Genomic DNA, 24,285 nt, shown 5'->3' with positions numbered 1-24,285 from the left:
ATCCAGGGTCCACGCAACCCCTGATGACCTAAGCGGTTGTCAGTAGATCACGCAGACGCTCGGCTGGGATACCCCAGCCGAGCGTCTGCGTGATCGGCCGTTTGTGGGTGGTGATCTCGGCCTTGGCAGACGCTGAAGAACCTCACCTTGAGCTCTGCTGAAAGCACGGTCCCCGCAACTCCCTGATTCCCAGGGTGTTGCGGGGACCGATTAGAACCGTAGGATCCCACGCGGGGTCGCGGGCCTTCGTGTTCCGGATTTCAGCTGGGGTCAGACAGGCGGCGGAATGAACAGCCCCTTGTCCAGGGTGTTGAACATCTTCTCGGTGATGAACTCATTCATGTCGTTGGCGGTGCCCCACTGGTCGGCCGTCTCTGGTTCCATGACGTCGAATACCGAGGGGTGCCAGGTGTCCTCGTCGAGGGTGAGCAGCTCGGTGGTGTACTCCATCGTGTTGCCGTTCGGGTCGAGGAAGTACGTGAAGGTGTTTTCGCCGGCGCGATGACGACCGGGGCCCCAGAGCTTCTCCCATCCAGCACGAATCATTCGTCCCGACCCGTACATGTACTCGTCGATGCCGCGCATCTCGAACGAGATGTGCTGGAGGGCCACGTGCGGTCCTCGGGAGATGGCCAGCGAGTGATGCTGCGCGCTGCAGCGAAGGAAGTAGAAGATCGGACCGACGCGCGGATGCGTGTTGGTGTCGGAGAGCCGGAAGCTCAGGTGCTTCTCGTACCAGGCCAAGAGAACTTCGGGCTGGGGTGAGTTGACCACGACGTGCGAAAGACGGACTGGCACGTCTTCCTTCGGCTCGATCTTGCGGTGCTTGCGAGTGGCGACATCCGAGGAGACCTCGACAGCACGTCCCTCGAGGTCGAAGAACCGGAAGCCGTATCCGCCTCCAGGTGTCTGCAAGTCCTGGGGTTCGTGGATCAGGGAAACGCCTTCGACGGCGAGCTTCGCGGCCAGGGCGTCCACGTCGGAGCGGCTCGCCGCGCCGAAGGAGATCAGGTCGATGCGCTTCTCGGTTGCCGCGCGTACGCGCACGACGTACTGCTCGGGCGAGCCGACAGCTGCGAAGTAGGTCAAGCCGGTCTCGCCACCGATCGGCGACAGACCCCAATGGTCACGGTAGAACTCCACCTGCTTGTCGTAGTCCGGCACGGCGATGTCGACGTGCCGCAGGTGGGTGATCAGGCTGAAGGACATGGGAAGCTCCTCTGGAGGTTGGGCCTCACGCCGACTGCGGCGTGAGGGTGTGGGCGAGGGACGGGATGAGGCGGAGCAGTTCCTCAAAGCGCTCGGCAGAGTTCGCGGCTCCGAGGACGTAGCGGTCTGGGCGTACGACGACGGCTGTTGCGTCGTAGGCCTCAAGAAGGCCTGTCACCTTGGCGGGATCGGTGACGACCACGACGTGCTCGTCCTTCGTGAGGGCGGCCCGAACCCGCGGCGGGAGAGTGTCGAGGGTGGCAGAGGCGCACGCCACGAGGAAGCGCAACCCCACCTCGTCGTCGAGGCGGCGCTGGCCGTCGTAGGTGGGCTGGGGCGAGAGGACGCCCGCGTACTCATCGGTGCGACCAGAATGCAGACCCGGCCCGAGGATGGGGGACTTCGGGGCAGCATCCTGCGGGTTGGCGCGGATATGGGCGTCGCGGCCGGCCGCGACCTCGGGGTCGGTGGTCTGAACCAGCGTCGCCATGGTGGACGCCTGCTCGACCCACGAGCGCGCGTGCGGGCGCCGCTCGGACTCGTAGGTGTCGAGGAGCGAGTCATCCGCCAGGCCGTCAGCTACCAGGGCAAGCTTCCACACCAGGTTGGCGGCATCACGCATGCCAGCGCACAGGCCCTGGCCGAAGAGCGGCGGCGCCTGGTGAGCGGCGTCTCCGGCGAGGAAGACGTTGCCGATCCGCCACTTCTCCGCGACGCGAGCGCGGAATGTGTAGATCGCGATCCGGTCGGCCTCGAACTTGTCGACCGGAAGTACTCCACGACTCAGGCGCTCCACGCCCGCCGCAGTGGTGATCTCGTCAGAGTCGTCGCCCGGCATCACCTTGAACTCCATCCGGCATCGCTCGCCAGGAAGGTTGACCCAGAGGGCAGGCCGTGTGTGGTGGCCCAAGAACACCATGTCGCCATCCAGGCCGTTGATGTCGTGAAGGAGCCCATCGACCACGAGCCAGGGGTCGTCTGTGCCGAGCTTCTCGGTGGTGACACCTAGCTGCCCTCGGATGGTAGAGGTGGCGCCGTCTGCGGCGATGAGCCACTTGGACCGGATGGTCTCCTTGGATCCGTCCGGGGCGACGACGGTGCAGGTGACACCGGATTCGTCCTGCTCAAGCGATTCATAGGTAGCGCCCGACCTCAGGGTGACTGACGGGAAAGCGTCGAGTCGCGCACGGAGGATCGACTCGATTTCGGGCTGGTGGAACATGACGTCGTCGAACCACGCCTGCGAACCGAATGCGCCGCTGGGGAAGGCCATCAAGGTCTCTCCGGCCTCGTTCTCCATGCGATAGGAGCTCATCGGCTGGAAGTGGGTCAACGCCTGGTCAGCCGTGCCGATCGCCTGCAGGGTGCGGACGGATTCGCCGTCGAAGTGGACGGCTCGGGCGGTGTGCCACACGTTCTGCTCGCGCTCGATGCCCAGCGCACGCAGACCAACGGCGCCGAGGAGTGCGAGTGTTGTGACTCCCACGGGCCCTCCACCGACGACCAACACGTCGTAGTCGTGTTTCACGGAAGCTCCATTCTGTACTGGACGTCTCGTATCTGTCCGAGTACTGTAACCCCATGCGACGTTCGTCACAATCCCATCCGGTGACTTGGTTCACAGAACGCCTCCCATTCCTGGGAGTTGCCCGATGAGGCGCCTGGTCGAGTCGGTCTTCGTGCCTCCGGCGGCGTCGGTCATTGCCGGCCGTCGCGGGTTCTTCGCGAAGCACGGGCTCGAGGTCGTTCAGTCGCCCGTGGCCTCATCGCGTCAGCAACTCGACGAGCTGATGAGTGGCCGTGCCGACGTGGCCGTCACGGCCACTGACAACCTCTTGGTTTGGAATGGCTCAGGCGCCGACCTTGCGGTTGTCGGTCAGGTGGACGCGACCACGGAGCTGGTCCTGCTGCTGCGGCCAGGTCTGGTTCGACCAGAGGACGTCGGTGTGCTCCGCTTGGCAGTGGACGCGCCTACGAACGGCTTCGCCGTAGTTGCCTACTCGATGATGGAGCACCTCGGGCGAGACAGATCTGCGTATGAGGTCCTTGAGGTCGGTGGCGTGGCCCAGCGCTTCGAGGCTCTCGTCGACGGCACCGCAGATGCCACCCTCGTTGCGGCGCCGCTCGATGAGATCGGCCAGTCGCAGGGAATGGTTGCGTTCATGCGTGTGCGGGACATCGTTTCGGCCTACCCCGGACTTGCGATCGTGGCGCGGCGATCGAAGCTCGACCGTTCCGTTACCGGTGTTGCTTCCTACCTTGCTGCCCTCGAGGAGGCGGTGCACTGGTGCCGAGCAGCACCATTGATCGATGTCGGCGCGGAGCTCGGTTCTGCGGGCTTCGGGCCGAGCGCCGTGAAGGCCGTGTTGGCAACCCTCCCGATCTCCGTCGCTCCGTCCGACGCGGGATTCGCACAGCTGATCGCGCTGCGCCGCCGCGTGGACATGACGATCCCCGGCGCTCCAGACCCGAACCGATTGATCGACACCCGGGCGGCCGCGGCCGCCGGGCTGCTGAGGCCTCACCAAGGAGAAGTCAATGTCTGACGCTGTCATCGTGGCAACTGCGCGCACGCCTATCGGACGCGCCTACAAGGGGTCACTCGCCTCCATGCGACCGGACGAACTTGCGCTCCAAGCGATCGAGGCGGCGTTGGACAAGGTGCCCTCGCTTCCTCCCACTGAGCTTGAAGATCTGATTCTTGGTTGTGCCCAGCCCGGTGGCGAGGCCGGCTACAACCTGGCGAGGGTGGTCGGCGTGCTTGGCGGGATGGATCACCTGCCCGGGACAACGGTCAACCGCTTCTGCGCCTCCAGCCTTCAGGCGATTCGGATGGCCACCCATGCGATCCGCTCGGGCGAGGGTGATGCGTTCATCGCCGCGGGTGTGGAGGCCGTCAGCAGGTTCACGAAGGGGAACGCCGACAGTCACCCGGATACCGAGAATCCGCGCTTCGACTCAGCACGGGCCCGAAGCGCCAGCATCGCGGCAGGGGAGCGCACCTGGTCCGATCCCCGTCGGGACGGAGAGCTTCCCGACATCTATGTCGCCATGGGGCTCACGGCCGAGAACGTTGCTGCCCTCGAGCAGGTGACACGCCGGGCCCAGGACGAATATGCCGTGTTGAGTCAGAACCGAGCCGAGAAGGCCACCGTCGATGGCTTCTGGCAGCGCGAGATCACTCCGGTCACACTCCCGGATGGGACCGTCGTCAGTGCCGATGACTGTCCGCGGCCGGGCGTCACGCTCGAGAGCGTCTCAGGGATCAAGCCGGCGTTCCGCCAGGACGGGACGGTTACGGCGGCAAACGCGTGCCCCCTCAACGACGGTGCGGCCGCCGTGGTGGTCATGTCGGACACGCGGGCCCGTGAACTGGGGATCGCGCCATTGGCGAAGGTGGTCAGCACTGCCGTTTCCGGTCTGTCGCCCGAGATCATGGGACTCGGCCCAGTGGACGCCAGTCGACGCGCACTGGCCCGTGCCGGTCTCACCGTGGCGGATATCGACCTCGTCGAGATGAACGAGGCCTTCGCAGCGCAGGTCATTCCCTCTGCCCGCCATCTCGGCATCGGAGAGGACAAGCTCAACGTCTACGGCGGGGCCATCGCGATTGGGCATCCATTCGGATCGACCGGCGCGCGGATCGCCACTACGTTGATCCACGGGCTGCAGGAGCAGGATGCGGAGTTCGGTCTCGAAACCATGTGCGTTGGCGGCGGCCAAGGCATGGCGATGGTCATCCAGCGACTGTCCTGACCACGGCACCACTTGGAAGCGTGACAAGGCTGGCGACACACGACGCGTTAGATGCGAAACCCGCAACCAGATCGATACGCCGGTCGTGGAACGGCATGTTGAGCGTTGCCGCGGCGGCTGCGCGGTCGATCCGCATGCCTCGTACGAGGCATGTAGCCGCGGGTCAGGCCTGCCAGGAAGGCCATCGTCCCAGTCGCCGGCAGGCTGGTGTCGTTGGCCCCGGTAGGGGTGAGTAGGTAAGCAATGTCGCGCACAAGAGCGGCCAACGCGGCCGTCTGGGACACGCAGTGAATGAGTTTGTGGAGTGTGTTGCGAGAAGTGAGTTAATCGGGATAGCTAGCGGCAACGCCGGGCGAGACGTATGGGCGGTGGCTGCTGCCGAGGTGTTCGTTCGGCTCGACTCGAATGACGACGCCGAAGGTCGCCGACTCAAGTGTGAATCGAGGAGCCAGAAATTCTCGGCGGTTTGATGGTCACATGGGCGAAGAGGCTCCCGTGCAACCTGCGAGGCGAGGAAAGTTCAAAGGCGGCGTCGATAGCGTCGAGTAGGAATGAGACGTGGTGACGGTGCAGAGCTTTGCTGGCGGTGGATGAAATGGCGGCATGGGATCTGGGAGCCGCCGCGATCCGTCGCGAGGACCTGCAACCATCTCAGGGCCTATGGTCGAGGAGCCGCTGACGGCCGAGCGGTCGGGTGGAAAGCCGGCTGTCGGCCGCCGGCGGTGATTCCTGTCGTCCGGGAGTCCGCGGACGTGATGCCCATGGACAGACTTGGAGGCGTAAACATCGGCCCGGGGTGTGCGTTGATCCGATCTACGCGGGCACGGGCGTACGACGCACGATCGCTGTCGCGTTCGGTACTCGCCTCGATAGCCGCGTGAGCGAGCACGCCGTCCGACAGGCAGAGACACTTGTTGATCCGGCCTAGCTCATCAGGCCAGCTGTCGGGGCCACGTGCTGCGAGGACGTCAGCGGCGCGGGTGATCAGTTCCTGCCGCACCGCAGGTTCTGTCCATGCTCCCGCCGTCTGAGCAAGATGCTGATCGATGATTGCTTCGCCCAGAGGCCGGCGTGCGGCGAGGGCGGCCGTCAGGGCGTCGGGGCCACGAGTCCGAGCGAGCTCGGCAGGGTCCAAGCCATTGGGCAGGGCAGCGAATGTGGGATCGAGGTCGGCGCTGGTGAGGTGCCAGAAGGCCGTTCGGGCGGCCTTCCATCCGGCGGTGTCGTTGTCGTACGCGACGGCGATCCGGTCGCGGCCGGTCTCGAGGTTGATGTGTCGGAGTAGGAGCTTGATCTGTTCGGTGGTGAGGGCGGTTCCCATCGGTGCGAGGCCGACGGCGGTGCCTCCGGTGGCGAGGGTGATGGCGACCGCATCCATCGGTCCTTCGACGATGACAGGGAGCGCGCCAGCGGCGAGGCTGTCTCGGTTCTCCGCGTAGCCGAAGAGCGCTTCGCCCTTGGTGAAGACCGAGGTCGTGCGGGTGTTGAGGTACTTCGGGCCCGCGTAGTCGTCGTCGGTCTTGCTCGGGTTGCGGCGGCCGATGAATCCGATCACGCCGGCTCCGGACGGGTCATGGATGGGCAGGATGACGCGGTCGCGGAAGACGTCGACCCACTCGCTGGTGCCGTCGCGGTGGTTGCGGGCGCGGATCAGTCCGGCCTGCTCGAGCTCGTCGAGTGTGGCGCCGGTCGCGGTGAGGTGGGTGAGCAGGCTGCGGGGTCCTTGCGGTGCGTATCCGACCGAGAACTCGGTGTGGTTGGACAGGTCCGTGGCGAGGCGATCGGTCATATAGGCGGGTGCCCAGGAGCGGGGATAACAGGACCGGAAGTACGCCAGCGCCTGCTGATTCAGGTCGAGGATTCGTTCCGCGGGGATCTCGCCTGGTTCTGGGAAGGCGTGCTCGACGTCGGCCGGGCCGCTGGCGGGAAGCGGGGGAGCGTACGGATCCTTGACTAGTGCTGCGTAGGCGGCCTGTGCCGGATCGATCCGTTCGATGGTGCGCCCAGCGGCCGTGTCGTCGAGATCTCGATGGACCTCGGTCATGAAATTGTCGAGGTCGTCGGGGCGGTCCAAGTCGTCTGGTGCGTCGTCGGCGTTTGTGGGCGGGTCGGTGAGTGTCGCGATGCGGAGCACGATGGCGTCGGCGACCTCGTGGCCGGTCAAGCTCCCGTCGTCGGGGAGGCCGCTGATCGCATCGCGGAGGATCTCGCGTGGGGTCCAGTTGTGATGTGCACATGCTTCGTCGACGGCAGCGACGAGCGCAGGCCAGACGGGGGCGTGCCGGAGGTAGTTGGCTCGATCTTGACCGACGAGGTCATTGACGGTGTCGTTCCAGGTGGGGGTCAGGAGGTCGTACGTGTGGGCGCTGGCCTCGAGGGCCGCTGGACCGAGGTGCGGGACGAGGCGCCACCACAGGGCCGCGGCCTGGTGCTCGTCGGGAAGCGGTCGGCGGCCACACTGGCCGGTCGGGTCGTCTGTGAGCGCTTTGGTGAGGTAGTCGGTGACGGGAAGACCGGCGCGCTCGAGCTTGGCCAGGCGCTCACAGAGCGGCGTGATCCAGGGGTCGTGGCGTACGGACTTCGGCAGTGCTTGATACCAGGCGCGTTGGGAGTGGGGGTAGGACGGGCGGGCTGCGCGTACGGCTTGGTTGAGGTCGGCTTGGTGGTCGCCCGGGGCGCCGATCCTGCTGGGACCGGTTGGGCGTCGGTCGACATCGTCGACGTCCATGGCAGCGCGCCAGATGGCCAGCTTTGTTCGAAGGCCAGCGTCGGTGTTGTCGAGAAACGGTTTGGCCCAGGCCGGTGCGGAGCCACCGGTCCAGGATCGGGCGAGGTCGCTGACCGCGGAGATAGCTGTGTTGACCTGGGAGCGTCGCGCGGTCAGATACGGACCCCAGTCGACGTCGCCGGCGAGTTGTGCCGGGATCGAGGGAAGCCAGGGGAGTTGTCCGAGGTGTCTGGATCTGTTCGGCTCGGATAGATCTGTTCGGCTGGGCGTGATCCGATCGAGCCGTGCATTGAGCACTGCGGCGGCGTCACGGGCGTCGTCGAGAGCGCCGTTGCCGAGTGCCTCGGTCAGGAGGTCGATGGGCTCGTGCCCATCGAGTGCGATCAGCGCGAGATGGGACCGCAACGTTGGCCACGCCGGGGCGTTGGTCAGGCCGTCGACGAGCGCCTCGGCGACGTGGTCGAGATCGTCCAGGCGTCGGCTGCCGAGAGTGCTCTCGGCAGCGACGGAGACCGCGTCTTGATATCGCGCGACGGCATCGCACAGCACTTGGCGCGGATCCTCTATCGCACGCATCTCGCTCGTCGCCGAGACCGGGGAGCCATCCCGTTCCAGCATCGCGATCAGCTCGTCGAGTGCAGTCGGCGGGATCAGTGCCTCGGGCCGGACCAGTTCGTGCGGATCCCCGTTGTGACCGCTGGCCAGATAGAGGTGGTTCGCGAAGCGGCCGCGGGAGAGGCCGACGTAGAGCAGGTTGCGGTCCTCCTCTCCGGTCAGGACCAGGTGGCAGGTGTCGACGGTGGCTCCTTGAGCTCCGTGCACGGTGGTGGCGTAACCGAGCTGGACGGAGGTCGAGACGTACGCTGCGGGCAGCCGGACCTGCTTGCGAAGCTTGTCGTGTCGTACGGTCATCGAGCCGTCGTCGTGGACCTGGGTCACCGTCCAGCGGTCGCGGTTCTTGACCCAGTCGGTCGCGGAGATCGCGAGCATCCGGTTGTTGGAGCGGGTGATGATCGCGTCGCCTGCCGAGGCGCGAGTGCCGTCGGTGAGGGTGACCGTTCGGCCGATCTGGGTGGGGGAGAGGGCGGAAATCCGGTCGCGTCGAGCGCGGGTGTTGAGGTCGGCGACGAGCTCGTTGGTCGGGGCGATCAGCAGGGAGTCTCGGCCGGCGGCTCGGTCTTCATGCCACGCAACGTATGCCTGATCGGCCGCTGTGCCGAGGTCGCCGACGTGGATGCGGCCGCGGTCGGCGTAGAAGGCGATCGCCGACGGGTCGCCGTCGCGGATCGCGAGTGTCGCTGCGGCCTCGGCGGTGTTGAGTGAGCCGTCGGGGTTGAGGAAGCGGCGGACCTCGGTGAGGGTGACCGCGCCGGTCTCGTGGGCGAGATCGCGCAGGACCCCGCCCGCGGCCACGGAGGCGAGCTGCTTGTCGTCACCGACCAGGCGCACACAGGCGCCACGGGCGACGAGGTGGTCGATCGCGGTCGCGAGGTCGGGAGTCGAGGCGGCGCCGGCTTCGTCGATGAGTACGAGCGTGCGGTGGTTGGTCGCTTGCATCCAGGGTGGTTCGTCGCCGTGCTCGAGGTGCCAGACGAGCTTGGCGAGGGTGTCGCTGTGCCCGACGCGATCGTGATCCGGCGGGTTGATCGCGGTGTCGAGCTCTTGGGCGGCGACGGCCTGGGGAGCGAGTCCGATGACGTTGCCGCCGGCGTCACGCCAAGCACGTGCAAGGACCTCCATTGCCGTGGTCTTGCCCGTCCCCGCAGGGGCGAGTGCGAGCTGTACTCGCTGCCCGCTCGTCGCGAGCTCCCGCACCATCGCGGCCTGGGCTGAGTTGAGAGTGACGCCGTTGGCGGCGGTCTCGGCGATTGCGATGCCGACACGTACGTCACTGATCCGGCGCCCGCCAGTCTGTTCGGCTGCGACGAGGATGCGCTGCTCGGCTTCAAGCACCGCTTTCGACGTGAACCGCTGTGCACCGTGAACGCTGTAGACAGACTCCCCGTCGCTCCGGGTCAGCGCGACGGGCACATCGACGCCGAGCCTCTTGGCCCGTTCCGGGTCGATCAGCGGGTCGGGCTCGACGAACGCGATCGAGTGCTCCTCGATCGCCCGCTCGACGACTCGATCGACCGCCGTGGCGACGTCGACGAGGCGTACGCCTGCGGTCCTGACCTGCCGCTGCGCTTCAGCGCGGAGGTGCCAGACCTGCCACGTGGCACGTTTGTCCTGAACCTTCGCCACGACGGCCGCAGCCGTCTCCCGGATCCACTTCGACGAGACTCGTTGAAAGCCGTCGCCCCGGCCGAGCGCCGCGGTGACAACCTGGATGACGGCGGCATCAGAGCCGAGGATGCGTGCGGCCTCGGACCGCCAAGTCTCGCGCTGCTCAGCCTCGGAACGCGGCGCGTGCTTGGCCCGCCGGGTGTCCGCCCACGCCTGTCGCGTGAGCCCGACGGCCTCACCCGCGGTCGGCGGACGCCCGTGCGTGTCCTGAAATTCGGCCGTCAGCTCACGACGGCGCGCCTCGATGTGCCGGTTCCGTGAGGACCACGCCACGGCAAGGCGCGGGTCGACGCCGACGATCTCACGTACGACCCCCTTCTCCTTGTTCGCGGTCGGACCTTCGCGCGGCTCGAACCGCACCCCGAGGCGCGCGATGAGCTCACCCTCGAGGAGGGTGTTGTACGTCTCCGAGAGCGTCACGTTCGCCTTGTGCAGAACCCGCCCGTCGACGGCGAGCCACCGCCCAGTTGGATCCTGGACCTTGTTGCTCAGCGCGACGTGGGTGTGCAGATGCGGGTCGGACGACCGTGAGTCGCGGTGCGTGAACAGGGCGGCGATCATGCCGCGGGTCTTGACCTGCTGTACGCCGCCCCGGCCTCGTCGGGTGAACAACACGTTGTTCTCGAGCCAGGTCAGTGTCGTCTTGACAGCGGCGTGGTGAGCTGCCTCGATCTGGCGGGCCACGTCGCGGTTGGCGAGCGCCCACAGCGTCGAGACCGACTTCACCGGTGTGAACGTGAGGTCGAAGCCGGCCACTGCCTTCGTCCTCTGCCTCGTCGCCTGGGCGAGGAAGCCAGCACGTTCCCGGTCATCGAGCGGTTCGCGCCTGTGCTCCTCGGCGAACATTTCGTTCGCGATCTGTGTGCGAATCTGTGCTCTGGCACCAGTTGGGACCGGCGTTCTCCAGTGCAGCCCGTGGGCGCGGTTGTAGGCGATGAACTTCCGCGCGGTCTCCTGCACGAAGTCCGGTGCATTCCCGGTGCAGACCGCGAACGCATTGCCCAGGTTCGCTGCCTTAGCGGCCTCGACGGGGCTCGCTCCTTGGTCGAGCGCGTCGCGTTCCAGCCGTTCGGCGTCGGGGTGGCGACCCTGGCCGAATAGGTTCTTCATCTGCTGCTCGTTGACCTCATCGCCTGGTGCGAGGTCTACGCTCGGCAGCCCTGATCCCCACCATCGGCCCGGCGATTCACCTTTCTCGGAGTAGTACTCACCCAGGCCGGTGTGGCCGCGGTCCGTCGCGTCATGCACTGCGACGCTGCGGGTCAGGTAGGTGTACCCGTCCCCGGCTGTCAGTTTGTGCAGGCCCATCACGCTCACGACGGCACCTCTGGCGCGCCAGCGCCGGACGGGAGGTGAGCCGCTCCGCTCCGACGGTGCATGAGGTGCGTGGTGTGTGAGGGGTGTTCAGGAGCAGGTCGGAGTCGAGACGCGGCGCGGGCGTAGCGGATGGCCGGTGACTCGAGCTCGACGTGGTGTTCGTCGTTGCCGGCGAGATCGTGCTCGAGGACGGCGACGAAGAGTCGGAGTCAAGGAAGGTCTAGCGTACGTAGTCCCTTGTCGGCGCACTGATCGCGGCACACACGCGGCGGACAGACGCGCGTTGAATGCAAGCGTTGATCTTCATGTGGTCGGGCGTCCGCGCGGCCCCAACGAATCATGGGCGAGGTTGGCCAGCCTCGGATTGACCTCAGTGCTGACACGCAGCTGGGCTGAGTCCAGGTTGACTAAGGTCGATCCGGGCGAGGTCATGCAGTGTTTGTGACAGTGTCGCTCGCGATGAGCTCCTCCGCGGTGGGGAGAGCGTCGCGCTCTCGTGCAGGCGGAAGTGGCAGCTCCGTAACACTGGCCAATTCGGGCACGCGCCTGAGTTGGCTCAAGTGGTTAGTGCGTGAGGTTAGGCGTGCTCGAGCGCGTCGAGGATGGCTTGCTGTGGTTCGGGGATGATGGGGGCGAAGGTCTGCTGGGTGCCGTTGATCGCGATGGTCGCGGACCGCAGTGGCCGTAGTTGGCGAACGACGTTGCGGATGGCGAGCCCGGTCCGGGCTTGGACCTCGCGGCTGACCGCGAGCGCGGTGAACACGATGGTGAGGTGGGCCTCGATCGCGTCGCGGGTGTGGTGGAACATCGGCCGGGCGCGGAGGTCGGTCTTGGACATCCGGAAGGACTGCTCGACCTGCCATAGGGCGTGGTAGCTGGCGATGACCTCGCCGGCGGGCATCACCGTGGCGGGGATGTTGGTGACGTAGCCCTTCAGCCCGACCAGTCGCCGGGCTCGGGCCAGCGATGCCTCGTCAAGCTCGGCAGCGCCGTTGCGGGTCTTGACGAACCGGGGCGTGCGGGCGGCCTTCTCGCCCGCGACGACGGCTTTGGCCTTGTTCTCCTGCAGGGTCAGCGTCCGGTTGTCGCGCACTGCGCGCTTGGTCGAGTAGGCCCACACCGCTCGCCACGAGCCGGGATGGTGCTCGGGGTCCCAGACCGGTTCGGCCTTCTGCTTCGGGTCGTTCTCGATCTTGTGCCCGGTGCGTGGGGTGATGGTGTCGATGACTTGGGCGTCGGTGAAGGCGTCGCCGTGCCAGCGGAAGTGGGACTCCAGATCGTTGGGTGCCTTGGTCACTCGCGATCCCACGATGAACCGCAGGTCAGCCTCGTCCAGGTCGCGCAGATTCGTGGCTGCCAGCATCCCGGCGTCGGCGACGATCACGATGTCAGCCAGCCCGTGCCGGGTCTGGAACTGCTTCACGATCGGGATCAGCGTGAGCGTCTCGGCCTTGTTGCCCTCGAAGCAGCCGATCTCGAGCGGGAACCCGCGTCGGTCGACCAGCAGGCCCACGACGATCTGGGGGTCGACGCGGCGTTCCTTGGAGTAGCCGACCTTGCGCAGTTCGTCTTCCTTCTCTGCCTCGAAGTAAAGAGTGGTGACGTCGTAGAGGATCAGGCTGATGTCGCCGCGGGTGGCGGCGTGAGCGAAGCAGGCGGTCGCGATCTGGTCGCGGTAGCTGCTGCCCTTCTTCGCGCCGCCCGTCGTCGCGGGCTTGGTCTTGGCGTGTGCGCGGCTCAGGGTGCGCTTCATCGTCGCGTAGCTGGCTGGGGTTCGGCCCAGGTCCTTCAACACGCGCCCGGTGTCAAGCAGTGAGGTCGGCTCTACGATCCGGGCGATCACCAGGTCGCGGAAGACCGGATCGTCGAGGATGTTGAACCCCAAACTGTCGAAGACCGTCGCGAGGGTCTCGTGCAGGAGTCGGGAGTCAGTGCTCACGACCCGACCGGGTTCATCACGCCGCGCCCTCACCGGCCGTGGAACCGGGTCGAGGACGCCCTGTGCAACCGGTTCGGACACGAGTTCCGCGACCCGCGGCGTGGGCGCGACATCCAGGTCGAGAGCGTCCTGTCCGGGATCGGCCAGCAGGCTGCGTGCCTGTTCAAGCAGGAGCCCGAGCTCGGCATCAGTGTGCGCCGAACCAAGGTGCTTCACGATCCGCTGACGCCCGCCGGCGTATTCAGCGATCTGGACCGCGGTGGCACCCGACCCGGTCCTCACCCGCCGAATGAACGCCACCCCGCGACCCTAGACCGCGCCCGCTTAGTGCGTGAAAACGTACTAAGCGTCATCCATACCCGCAGGTCAGCGACATCTCGTCCCGCCCATCCCCGACCGGTGAGCCAAGTCAGGTCGGATTGACCTCAGTGCTGACACGCAGCTGGGCTGAGTCCAGGTTGACTAAGGTCGATCCGGGCGAGGTCATGCAGTGTTTGTGACAGTGTCGCTCGCGATGAGCTCCTCCGCGGTGGGGAGAGCGTCGCGCTCTCGTGCAGGCGGAAGTGGCAGCTCCGTAACACTGGCCAATTCGGGCACGCGGTCAGGGAGCCGGGCTTCGTCCAGGAGCTGTTCAACGGTGACGAGTCGGATATCTAGGCCATCCTGAACGCGGGCCCGGGCCACCTCTTCCCGAGCGCCGCGGGTGAAGGAGAAACCGACGATGTAGCCAGCGTCGTGGCCGCCGCGGCGCATCGCGGTCTCGAAGTTGTCGATCACGTTGCGGCCAACACTGTACGAGCGTTTGACCTGGATCGGGTTTCCGACCAAGAGACTGTAGCCATCGATGCCCATATCGCCGGACTTACGAGGTGAGTGAGTGCCGAAGAACTTGCGAATGGCCCAGTTCTGGAACTCGAACGGTCGAAGTTCGTAGAGGCTGCTTGGATCCTCTGGGAGTCCGATATATCGGACGCGGGTCGCACCGGGGATTCGGTTAAGTCGGGCACTGATTATGTTGACGGCGGTGAGCGATACGTCGATTCCCAGCCATCGCCTACCAGTCTGCTCGGCTACGCTGATTGTCGTTCCGCAGCCGCAGAAGGGATCCAGCACGATGTCGCCCGGGTTGCTGCTGGCCTCGATGATCCGCCGGAGGAGGGCCTCGGGTTTCTGTGTGGGGTATCCGAGCCGTTCACGTGCGCGGCTGTTGAGGGGGCGGATATCGGTCCACACGTTGCCGATAACCGGACCCGGCTGTTCGTCGAGGTACCGTTTGAGCTGTGGCCGGTTGTTCTTCGAGGCCGGATACCAGATTCGTCCTTCTTCATGAAGGCGTTGCATCGTCTCGAGGGAGTAGCGCCAGCCCTTTCGGGGTGGCTTGTGGCCCAGCCATTCGTAGGTGAGGTTGGGGCGCTCGGTCGGGCTGGTCATGTTGTCGAGGCGGTACAGGCGGCCGTCGGCGTCTTGGTGGCGATACTTGCTTGCTACGTAGGTGGGGTCGTGTGGGCCGTGGGCCGGGTTCCACGTAACTGAGCCGGACTTGCCATAGTAGAGAAGGGTGTCCGAGTTAGGGCTCCAGCGTCTCGCGTCGTTATGTGTCGTCGTCCTAAGCCAGGTGATCTCGCCGCGGAAGCGCGCCAGGCCAAAGATGTCGTCGAGCATGACCTTGAGGTAATGGCTCGCGGTCGGGTCGCAGTGCAGGTAGAACGAGCCAGTGGGTTTGAGAACTCGGTGGAGTTGGCGGGCACGCTCCCGCATCCAGAGGATGTAATGCATGATGCCGCCGTCCCATCTGTCCTCAAAAGATCGGACCTCCGCCTCGTCGCCCCAGATGACCTCGTAGTTCTTGTTTGAGAAGAAGGGCGGGTCGAGGTAGACAAGATCAACCGAATCAGACGGCAAGCGAGAGAGCGCGAGCAGGTTGTCCTCGCGGTAAATGACACCCGTTTCTAGAGCTGTCACGGCGTCCCCCTCGGCTGAGCACTGATCGAAGTGAATCAGCACGACTGGGGCGGGGCCGTGGAATGCTGGAACTGGCGTCAAGTTTCCACTTCGGGTGCTATGAATATGCCGGACAGCGGAACAGTGTGGCCCAAGAACCGTCGAGTCGCCCCAAGGAGACCCCGGCCAGTTCGGTGGTCGTCATCGACAGTGGTTGGAGCGGCAGCAGCTTCGATGTGGCGGACATGCGACACCTCACGCGACCACCCACAGCGAGTCCTGGCCATCCTCGCCTCGATCTGGCTACCGGGAAGCTCGGTGGTCAGCATCGCTGCTTCTCTCCACGCCTGTCTGCCCTTTAAGCGAACGGGGGACGCCACGGTCGATGCATGCGTCGTAGTCGACGCGTATGGGTGCTGCCGCGCTCCGGTGTCGATTGGAGTCGCTACTTGGTCAGATGCGTGAGGTCGACAGGGTTACGGTAGGCGCCTGCGCGTGCCAGCGCCACCAGTAGGTCACGCACAGTTGCTGAGCCCTCGTTGTGCGCGATCTGGTCTCCAAACATGACTCGCACCAGTCGTTCCTCATCGGCGAGTCCGTAGCGAAGAGTGACCTGGTCGACGTAGTAGCGATCCTCGACCGATGACAAAATGGCGTCGGTGTCGTCCGCGACGTCGCCGGATTCCTCGGCGTCGATGCGAATGGACCGCGCCAGTCCTCGTAGAACGATCTGCATGAGTCGCGCATCCTGGAGGCCGTCTCGAATGGCCTCCCAAGTCGCACTCGATACGGACCCGCGGGCTTTGAGTGCTTGGCCGTAGGTGGGGAACCTGAACGCCGCGTCGCCGGTCTCGTATGTCAGCAGCTTCCCGCGCATGAACCACCCGTCGCCTGAACGGTCCTCGCCCTGGGCGCGCATCGACAACCCGAGCGATCCGCCCTTCGCCCACCAGGTGGACCACCCCTGGTTGCACAGGGGAGACAGCTCGATGTCGGCCAGCTCCTCGGCGAGCTCCTCGAGGTGATGCACGGTCACGCGTTCGGCGATGAACTGCCAGAAGTCAGTGTCGTCGGTCACCCCGTCGCTACGCAGCAGCCACGGCAAGAGCTCGCGCGCCTCCTGCATCGAGAACAGGGCAACGTCGTCGCCTGCCATAGGCAGGTCGGCGCCAAACGCGGCGGAGACGACAGCGGCAACCTTTGTCACCCTCGACAGACCCTCCGGGTTCAAGACCTCGGCCAGGTGAGCAAGCACGTCAGCGGAGCCGTCAATTACGGGCGCCGCGGTCTCCTGGTCGACCAGCCCCTGGCCGGTCGGGAGGATCGCGGACGCGACGGCTCCGGCGAGGGGTGAGGCAGAGCCAACGTGTGACTCGGTGAACATGTCGACAGTCGCCGCGTTGGTCACCAGCACGGATCGATTCTCAGGCCGGGCCACGCCGAGGCGCTGGAGGTTCTCGCTTCGGTCGCCTCGGTCCTGTCGGCCGACGGAGAGGAAGACGGGCGCGACCTCGGCGAGCCGTTGCACGTCGTGGCCGGCGGCGAGCTCGTCGTAGGACCGTCTCACGTAGAGCGGCCGCTCCTCGCGTTGTCCCGGCCAACTCAGGACCAAGTCCGGAGCCGCGCTGTGATTGAAGTGACCCGTGTCGTTGATTTTGACCGTCGGGTTCATCTCCTCAACCGAGCGGATCACGGCACTCTTGACCTGACGGATGTACTCGAACAGGTCGGTCTCATTCTCGGCTGCGGCCATCGCATCGCTCAGTGCTGCCACAGTCCAGGCCCCTCTCGCTCAAGCACTGTCATAACCTTCTTCAGCTCGCTGGCGGTCAGGGTCACGTCCATCTGCCGCTCGTCGAAGACCAAGAGCCAGATGCCCGACGCAACCGTTCGCGCCAGCTTCTCGTCGACTTCGTGATCCTCACCAAGGACATCCGCGTTGGCCTCGTCCGCGAGCGCGTCAAGCATGTGTTCCTCCGAGCGAAGGTGGGCCCACTCGATCTTGGTGTTGTCGAAGGGGTTGCTCGTCACCCACAGGAAGTCCTCAGCGAGCGGTCCGCCGAGAAGTTCAATCTGCTTCGCGTGGAAGCTGTACGCGATCGCCAGGAACCGCCGGTATTCCTTGAGTTGGCCGCCCTTGGTCCTGTAGCGCTTACACTCGACAGTCAAGCCACGCCGCTGGTGCTTGTGGCCCAGATGATGACCACGTAGATCGAACTTCTTCTTGCCGGCGAGAAGCGGGACGGTGCATCTCAACCCGTCCTCGTAAGCATTGACCGGGAATTCCATCCACGTGGTCGCTTCTAGCCAGGCCTTGACCATGCCCACGCCTTCGCGACCACGTTCCTGGACTTCCTCGTCGGGCATGCGGTACTAGGTCCTCACGTAAGTCTCCGGCGCGTGGCGCGCTGGAGATGTCGCCATAAGACTCAGGCCAATACACCCTGCGTTAGACACGAGCACGGCGGCACGTCGGGCGCGTTTGGCTGCGTAGCAGTATGGCGCAAGCGAGACGGACTGGCGTGCAAATCTGGAGAGTTGGGGGCCGCAGCATGGTCAGCCGACGGGCTGTTCTGACGGGGACAACGAGCAGGGGCCGACCCTTCAATTGCAACCTCCCATTGCGAACTTGGCGGGGGAAACACCTCCCCACGATTCCAATCCGAGCCCTTTGTGGGCGGACTGACGCACATGTATCGAGGTTCTCGTCCAGTCAGTGCCATCCTGTCGTGCTGTCGAGGGAGTAGGCGCCGGCATGGCCCGGCGCGAGTCTCGACAGCTGGTGATCACGATGGTTTGGGAGCAGACGCAGAGCAGCGCCGAGCAGGTCCCCGCAGGGTGGGTGGAGTACGACGCGGCAGAGGACCGGTGGCCGGGGAAGTTCTTCGGGTTCCGGCGGGTCGCAGATGGACTGGTGTGCCGGATCGAGCCGGGGGATCACAACTCGTTCATCGCTGACGGGTTCCAGTGGCGGGTCGAGCCGGATCGAAGTAGCCGGGATCCGGAGGCGAGGACGCCGTGGCGGAGTCGGTACGACGACGAGGGCCACGCTGACACCGTTGACGAGGCGGTCGCGGCGGCCGACCGGAGCGTTACGTACGTGACATCCGGCCGCGCGGCTGATGACTATTTCAGTGAGCTTGTCGCCGAGGCGACCGAGCGACGTCGGACTGGCGGGTTGGTGGAGTACGACACCGTCGGCTCCACCCCGCAGGCTGAGTCACGTGCGAAGCAGTCGCGCGAGGAAAAGCTCGAGGCAGTCCAAGAGAAGCTGACTGAGTCGGTCAGCGCTCTGCTGACGGGGGAGGACTGGAAGCGGTCGCTGACGTTCGCAGCGCAGTTTCGGTCGAGGTCCTGGCGGAACACGATGCTGATCGCGGTGCAGCACTTGGGAGCGTACGAGAAGGGGTTGGTTCCTGAGCCGTTCCCGACCTACGTGGCCGGCTATCGGCAGTGGCTCCAGATGGGGCGGCAGGTGATGAAGGGGCAGACGGGGTACGCGATCCTGGCGCCGGTGACGGGGAGGTTCGCGTCTGCGACTCCTGAGGATGATCGGTCGTGGCGGCGGCTTGGTCGGGGTGAGCAGCCGGCGGCGGGGGAGACGGTCAGGTCACGGATGATCGGGACGCGTTTGGCGACGGTCTTCGATGTCTCTCAGACGGATGGCGCACCTTTGCCTGAGCCGCCGCAGCCGAAGGTTCTGGAGGGGCAGGCGCCGGACGGCCTGTGGGACGCGCTCGCCGATCAGGTCACCCAGCGTGGGTTCGAGCTGCGCCTGGTCAACAGCGCGGAGGCGATCGGTGGGGCGAACGGGCTGACCGATTACATGCTCGGCGAGGTGTCGGTGCGTACGGACATGGACGATGCCGCGCAGGTGAAGACGCTCGCGCACGAACTGGGGCATCTGACGCTGGGCGGCCCGGACAGTGTTGACGCCTCGCTGCACCGGGGGATCCAAGAGGTCGAGGCGGAGAGCTTCGCGCTGATGATCGCGGCCGCGCACGGGATGGATACGAGCGACTATACGGTGCCGTACGTCTCGACCTGGGCGAGCCGGGTGCCTGGCAAGGAGCCGGTCGAGGTCGTGCAGGAGACCGCGGAGCGGGTGCGGAAGAGCGCAATTGCGACGCTGGACAAGCTCGGGACGTTCCAGGTCGGTGACGGCAGTCCGCCAGCGCCGGATGAACGGCCGGCGATCGCGCCACCGTCACCGCCTGAGTCGCAGTTGAGGAGTACGGATCTGGATGTCTCGCCGAGGGCACCCAGGCGGGCGGGGATCAGCAGGTGAGGCCGACGATCGCGGACCCAAGAGCGTTCGGCCAGGTTGTCCGCAACCGGAGGTCGTATGCCCGACCACATCCAGCGACACGTGAGGGAGTTAACCGGAGCAGAGAGGACCCGACCGATGAGCGTGAAGCTGGAGAAGGACACGGTGCTGGAGACGGTGTCGCTGCTGTTGTTCGCTGCGGTTCAAGCGACGGGCGAAGCGACGTACACGCCGGGCCTTTCGTCTCTGACCGTCGGCCTCGAGGCGGCACGGGCTGAGGTTTTGAACCTGCTTCCGTCGGGACATTCGTTCTCAGAGAAGTCGCATCACCTGGCCGAGACGGCCGAGGCGGGAGAACGGAGCGTGCTTGAGGTCCTGGAATCGGCTTGGAAGCTGGTCTCCGAACTACCCGTCGAGCCTGGCCTGACCGAGCTGGTTGTCGAGATCAGCAATCTCCTCCGCGAGGCGCGCCATGTCGGGCAGCCGTCGCTCTGAGGCGTTCCGTCGAGGGGTCGTCGAGGTTCTCCAGTCCACGCCTTCAGTGAGCGTGCGACGGATGGAGGAGATCGTCGGCGTACGGCACGGCACGCTCAAGCGCTGGGTCGATGCCCTCGCGGACCTCGACGTGGAGCCCGAGCCGGAGGCGATGTCGCTACGCGATGCGGTGCTGGCGCGCAAGACTGGCTTGGGCGGGATGACCGCGGTCAAGGTTGCGCTGGGTCTTGCTCGGCTTGGTCCGCTCCATCGGGCGGCGCAGGAAGGCGACCGGATCGAGGAGTTCCGGTCGGCGATCGGGGTCGTCCGCAGTCTCCTGGACGATGTCGATCCGAGCTCGCCGGTCGCTGGTTGGGTGCACGACCACCTCGATCAGCTCGTCACCGAGATCTCGCCGGTCGGCATCAACGGACGGCGAGTGGCCGAGATGGCGCCAGAGGAGCCGTTGTTCGAGGTCACAGCGACGATGGCTGCTCGGTATCCACTCAGCGTCGGCGAGCTGCTCGAGGACGCATCGTCGACGGCGCGTCAGATTCTTTACGACCCCAAGGCCACCCAGGCGCCGGGCATGGTGAGCAGCTGGGTGCGCGCGATCGACGCCACGAGTGAACTGCTTGCAGCACTGCCCGGTGTCGCCGCCGTGCCACCGCCCGGTCATGAGCGCTTCGCCGATGCGCTCGCGCGCTGCGCGATCGGTTTTCAGCAGAGTGTGAGCGGCGCGGGTTGGACATCGGGGGATGCTTCCGATGTCGGCCTCGAGATGGTGGTGCGCAATCTCCGCGACGCGACCGGAATCTTGCGAACCCGTCCCGACCATCATCAACCGGTCCTTCTGGAGCATGTCGATGACGTTCGCGCTGCGCGTCATTCGGCGCTGCAGACGCTGTACGTCGCCACCCACGCAGTCGGGGTCACCCTCGACGCGTTCCGCGGCGAGTCGGCCTTGCCGAGCGGGCCAGGGCATGGTCGAGGGCGGCCGGCGCATGGATGGAGGAGCCGGGTGGAGTCGTTCGAGCGGTTCCTGCACGCCGAGCTCGAGAGCAATGCACGACCTGGTCCGATGCGGTTGGGATCCGACGACACAGCCAATCGGCTGGAGGTCGCTCTCGCGTCCTGGGAAGCCGAGGTCGGACGAGTCCTGGCGGCCGGCCCCGGGCCGAGGACGGTTGGACTCATCGCACACATGCAGAGTCTCGTCGCGGAGACGGCCGGGACGGTCCTCGCCGGAACCGTCGACTCCGATCTCGTGGACCCTCACCGGATCGAGCGATCTGCCGGCGCGTCACAAGAAGCATGGCGTCGTCTCGGCCACCGCTGGTTCGACCTGGCCGGGCACACGGACCGGCCGGACGAGGCGATCGTGGTGGTTGGGCGGGAGGTACGTACGGCTTCCAACAACCTCCTGCACGCGTCGTCGAACTCAGAGGACTTCACCGAGGCGGTCGGCGTCCTCTGTGCCGCCGTGAGTTCAGGCGTCGAGATCGCCGCTCGTGTCCAGTACGCATCCGAAGATGCTCGCCTCCGCGGCCCGGCGCGACAGGTGATGCGGCTCAATGAGCAGGAAGCCGACCGCCTCGGACTCAGGTTCGAGGCGTACGTCGCCCCGTCGGCGATCCGAGAGAACAGCCTCGCACGCCTCCCGCTTCTCGTCAGTCGTGCTCTGGCTCGTGCCGGCTACGAGAACTCCGCCGCGGCAGAGTCGTTCGCCGCGGCAACTCACGTCCGTGTCGCAGACCCCGTGGCCATCGGCCCAGCGCTCCAGCAGGCGGTCCTCCTGCCGCGAGTGCGACCAACGGCGAATGTGCAGGAGGAGGCTCCACAAGTTGAGCGAGAAGTCAGGTCGGTCGCCAGATGAGTCCGGTTGATCGACGGTGTGGTCCACCAAGCCCGGCGTCGGCGTGCTGTGGACGGCATGGGCAACTCGATCTGGAACCGCACTGCCCGGCTGGGCAGTGCGATCGTGTTGGTGTGCACCGGTGCCGGTTGCGCATCTGGAGATGGCCGCGATCAGCACGAGGCGGCCGGGACGATGCGCACGAAGGACGGGCTTCGCACATTGCTTCTGCAACAGAGCGACTTGCCGGGGGAGTGGCGGCAGGTCCGGACGACAACGCCGGCGGTCGACGGTAGCGCCGGTCACGTCGGCCCAGCGGCCTGTGCGCATGCTGGCGAACGGCTCGAGAGAGCCCGAACGAGGTGGACCGGGTCCGGCGTGGTCGAGGTGTCGGTGGCGTACGCCTCAGACGCCGCCGACCTCAAGGAAGAGATCGTCTCTGCCCCTGGCGCAAACCCCGCAGGGTTGATGGGCGCACTCGACGCCATGGTCGACGCCTGCCGCCACTTCACGGTGACAGCACCCGGCAAGCAGACCTTCACCGGCGAGAGGTCGCCGGCCGACTTCGGGCAGGGCGATGGCGGGTTCGGGATGGTCGAGTCGCTCGGCGATCAGCACCTGGCATACGTCTACCTCGTCGATGACGACACGGTCGCCGTGCTGGTGCTGAGAGCCCACGCACAGTTGGCGAGTGACCCAGACATCGCTCGGATCGTCGCGGCCGCCCGCGACCGGCTCGTGGGGTGAGCGTCCCAGCGCGACCAAGCATCGGTGCTGTCGAAGACGTGAACATCGTCGACGAGGGGAGACCCAGCATGTCGAATTGCGATCGACCGTCCGTGTTGTCCGACCGGGTGACTGACCTGACCCGTGAGGTGGGCGAGCTCTGCGCGGTAGTCCATCGCCTGGCCACCGTGCTCGCCGAAATCGATGCTGGCGCCGAGCCGCGGAGTGAGCGGCGATGAGACCGATGAAAGTCGCTTCGTAAGGTCCAGAACGCCGTCGGCAACGCCGAGGAAGCCCTGCGTCACGCCGGCCTCGTGTTGATCGAGCTCGATACGGTCGCTGAGTCGTCCGTCGGCGTGCTGAACGAGGCGTCGCTGGAGGCATTCCGAGCTCGGGACGAGAAAGATCCCGTACGTCGCGCCGAGCGCCTCCACGACGTCACCGACGCGCACCTCCTGCGCCTGCGGACGCGCGCGGACTTCATCGCCAATGGCAGCCGCGATCTGATCGAGCACCTCGACCGCGCCACGGTCGCGGCCGACTACGTGAGCCGAACCTTGGAGACGATGACACCCGTCGAGGGCCACCGCGAAGATCTCGCGCGGCTGCGGGCTCACGTCGCCCGGATCGGCGCCGTGCTCACCCACGCGGTCCCGCTTGCCGAGCAGCTCGCGCAGCACGGCGACGCGATCCTGAAGCTCACGGGTGTCGCGAACGACCCGATGGACCAGCGCCTTCTCGAGACGCACCAGCGAGTCGGTCGGACTGTCGAGAGCGTCGACCTGCTGCGTTCGCTGATCGTCGGCGGTCACGCCAGCTCCAAGACCGCACTCGGGCTGACGGGCGACCTGACGTACGACCTCGCCCGAGCTACCGACGTCGGTCCCGGTGATCCGGGCGTTGTTCGTGGCCGACACGTCGCTCCGCGCAGGTGATCCGCTCGTGTCCGATCGCACTGTCCCAGGCCCGCTGTTCTGGGAGTCGAGGCTCTCAGTCTCCGTTCTCTGAGAGGTCCACCTGGTCGAGGGTCTCTGCGGTCTTCTTGGCCAGTTCGATCCGGGCCTGGTCGACGCCGCAGAGACGCAGGCACGAAGATGCGATCCAGGCGGCCTCGTCGAGGTCGATGCGGCTTCCGGCGCTGCGCAGGCTGATCACCTCCTCGACTGTGTGGACCAGCTGCTTGCCGAGCCGTGAGGTGCCCAGTCGGCCCAGCACCTCCGGAGAGGTGATCGGCTCGGCCAAACGGGCGTAGGTGGCTGCCAGGTCGTCTCGGGCGGCGGTGAACTCCTCGAAGCCCTGGACTTGGGTGACGTCGGGGGCGAGGTATCCGATGTTGTGCGGCGCCCGCGCCAAGGTGCGTACGTCGGTCAGCGCGACGAGGTAGAGGGTCGTGTCGGGGTCGTCGGTGATGGATTCGATCCGGGCAACGCTGTCCACGGTGGGCCGGATGGTCTGGCTGAGCAGTTCGGAGAGGATCTCGTCCTTGCCGGCGAAGTGGTAGTAGAGCGAGGCCTGGCGAATCCCGACTGCCTCGGCGATCTCGCGTGTCGAGGTCGCGGCGAAACCTTTGCTGGTGAACAGGCGGGCTGCCGCATCGAGGATCTGCTCACGCGGCGTGCCTGAGTGGTGTTGGGGCAGGAGGCGAGGCCGCCCGGGCCCTCCGCGTCGTTTACCGCTGGCTGGTGCTGAACTCACGCCGGTGCTCCGTGCTGTCAAGGTGGGGACGGCTACTGATTGATGACCCCGGCACCGGTGACTCGGCAGGACCCGTGGCGGAGGCGCTCGCG

Annotated in this window: 16 protein-coding genes; 7 read left to right on the top strand and 9 right to left on the bottom strand. The window is 66.1% G+C overall.

Translation table 11 applies throughout. The annotated features are described in order from the left end of the window. Positions 1–270 precede the first annotated feature (270 nt). Positions 271–1,209 carry a VOC family protein gene (locus OG984_RS09330; RefSeq protein WP_328531310.1) on the bottom strand — a complete coding sequence of 313 codons (939 nt, stop codon included), beginning with the start codon at positions 1,207–1,209 and terminating at the stop codon, positions 271–273. Positions 1,210–1,234: 25 nt separating this feature from the next. Next, the gene (locus tag OG984_RS09325; protein ID WP_328531309.1) at positions 1,235–2,737 is read right to left on the bottom strand and encodes a bifunctional 3-(3-hydroxy-phenyl)propionate/3-hydroxycinnamic acid hydroxylase; all 1,503 of its coding nucleotides are present in this window, start codon (positions 2,735–2,737) and stop codon (positions 1,235–1,237) included. Positions 2,738–2,861: 124 nt separating this feature from the next. Here OG984_RS09325 and OG984_RS09320 point away from each other — a divergent pair, with 124 nt between their 5' ends. Then, positions 2,862–3,755, top strand: a complete 894-nt coding sequence (locus OG984_RS09320) for an ABC transporter substrate-binding protein (protein ID WP_328531308.1) — start codon at positions 2,862–2,864, stop codon at positions 3,753–3,755. Next, entirely contained in the window at positions 3,748–4,965 is a 1,218-nt protein-coding gene (locus tag OG984_RS09315; RefSeq protein ID WP_328531307.1) for an acetyl-CoA C-acetyltransferase, read from the top strand. Before OG984_RS09320 ends, OG984_RS09315 begins: the two co-directional genes overlap by 8 nt. A gap of 658 nt (positions 4,966–5,623) precedes the next feature. On the opposite strand, the gene mobF is transcribed toward OG984_RS09315, so the two are convergent. The 5 genes from mobF to OG984_RS09290 all read right to left on the bottom strand — a co-directional run bounded on the left by mobF (position 5,624) and on the right by OG984_RS09290 (position 17,543). Continuing rightward, positions 5,624–11,287, bottom strand: coding sequence for a MobF family relaxase (mobF, locus tag OG984_RS09310; protein ID WP_328532343.1), 5,664 nt, complete (start codon positions 11,285–11,287; stop codon positions 5,624–5,626). Between the two features lie 586 nt (positions 11,288–11,873). Continuing rightward, entirely contained in the window at positions 11,874–13,535 is a 1,662-nt protein-coding gene (locus OG984_RS09305; RefSeq protein WP_328527560.1) for an IS1634 family transposase, read from the bottom strand. A 183-nt stretch (positions 13,536–13,718) separates the two neighbouring features. After that, positions 13,719–15,197, bottom strand: a complete 1,479-nt coding sequence (locus OG984_RS09300; protein ID WP_328531306.1) for a DNA methyltransferase — start codon at positions 15,195–15,197, stop codon at positions 13,719–13,721. A gap of 424 nt (positions 15,198–15,621) precedes the next feature. After that, positions 15,622–16,950, bottom strand: coding sequence for a hypothetical protein (locus OG984_RS09295; protein WP_328531305.1), 1,329 nt, complete (start codon positions 16,948–16,950; stop codon positions 15,622–15,624). Beyond that, positions 16,938–17,543, bottom strand: coding sequence for a hypothetical protein (locus OG984_RS09290; protein WP_328531304.1), 606 nt, complete (start codon positions 17,541–17,543; stop codon positions 16,938–16,940). Before OG984_RS09290 ends, OG984_RS09295 begins: the two co-directional genes overlap by 13 nt. Before the next feature lie 388 nt (positions 17,544–17,931). Here OG984_RS09290 and OG984_RS09285 point away from each other — a divergent pair, with 388 nt between their 5' ends. Then, complete coding sequence (locus OG984_RS09285) at positions 17,932–19,464, top strand: ArdC-like ssDNA-binding domain-containing protein (RefSeq protein WP_328531303.1); 1,533 nt, start codon at positions 17,932–17,934, stop codon at positions 19,462–19,464. A 117-nt stretch (positions 19,465–19,581) separates the two neighbouring features. After that, positions 19,582–19,938: a hypothetical protein gene (locus OG984_RS09280; RefSeq protein ID WP_328531302.1), complete on the top strand. Its 357-nt coding sequence runs from the start codon at positions 19,582–19,584 to the stop codon at positions 19,936–19,938. A gap of 157 nt (positions 19,939–20,095) precedes the next feature. Here the strand turns inward: OG984_RS09280 and OG984_RS09275 are convergent, their stop codons facing one another. Continuing rightward, entirely contained in the window at positions 20,096–20,299 is a 204-nt protein-coding gene (locus OG984_RS09275; RefSeq protein WP_328531301.1) for a hypothetical protein, read from the bottom strand. 57 nt (positions 20,300–20,356) lie between these two features. Here OG984_RS09275 and OG984_RS09270 point away from each other — a divergent pair, with 57 nt between their 5' ends. The 3 genes from OG984_RS09270 to OG984_RS09260 all read left to right on the top strand — a co-directional run bounded on the left by OG984_RS09270 (position 20,357) and on the right by OG984_RS09260 (position 23,433). Further along, positions 20,357–21,793: a hypothetical protein gene (locus tag OG984_RS09270; protein WP_328531300.1), complete on the top strand. Its 1,437-nt coding sequence runs from the start codon at positions 20,357–20,359 to the stop codon at positions 21,791–21,793. Between the two features lie 174 nt (positions 21,794–21,967). Then, the gene (locus OG984_RS09265; protein ID WP_328531299.1) at positions 21,968–22,519 is read left to right on the top strand and encodes a hypothetical protein; all 552 of its coding nucleotides are present in this window, start codon (positions 21,968–21,970) and stop codon (positions 22,517–22,519) included. A gap of 293 nt (positions 22,520–22,812) precedes the next feature. Next, on the top strand, positions 22,813–23,433 hold the full coding sequence (locus OG984_RS09260; protein ID WP_328531298.1) for a hypothetical protein: 621 nt from the start codon (positions 22,813–22,815) through the stop codon (positions 23,431–23,433). 55 nt (positions 23,434–23,488) lie between these two features. Here the strand turns inward: OG984_RS09260 and OG984_RS09255 are convergent, their stop codons facing one another. Beyond that, positions 23,489–24,193 carry a TetR/AcrR family transcriptional regulator gene (locus OG984_RS09255; protein WP_328531297.1) on the bottom strand — a complete coding sequence of 235 codons (705 nt, stop codon included), beginning with the start codon at positions 24,191–24,193 and terminating at the stop codon, positions 23,489–23,491. Positions 24,194–24,285 lie beyond the last annotated feature (92 nt).

The sequence above is a fragment of the Nocardioides sp. NBC_00368 genome (assembly GCF_036090055.1).
Classification (GTDB): Bacteria; Actinomycetota; Actinomycetes; order Propionibacteriales; family Nocardioidaceae; genus Nocardioides.
The sequence above is the reverse complement of the archived record's forward strand: the minus strand, read 5'-3'. Positions and strand labels throughout refer to the sequence as shown.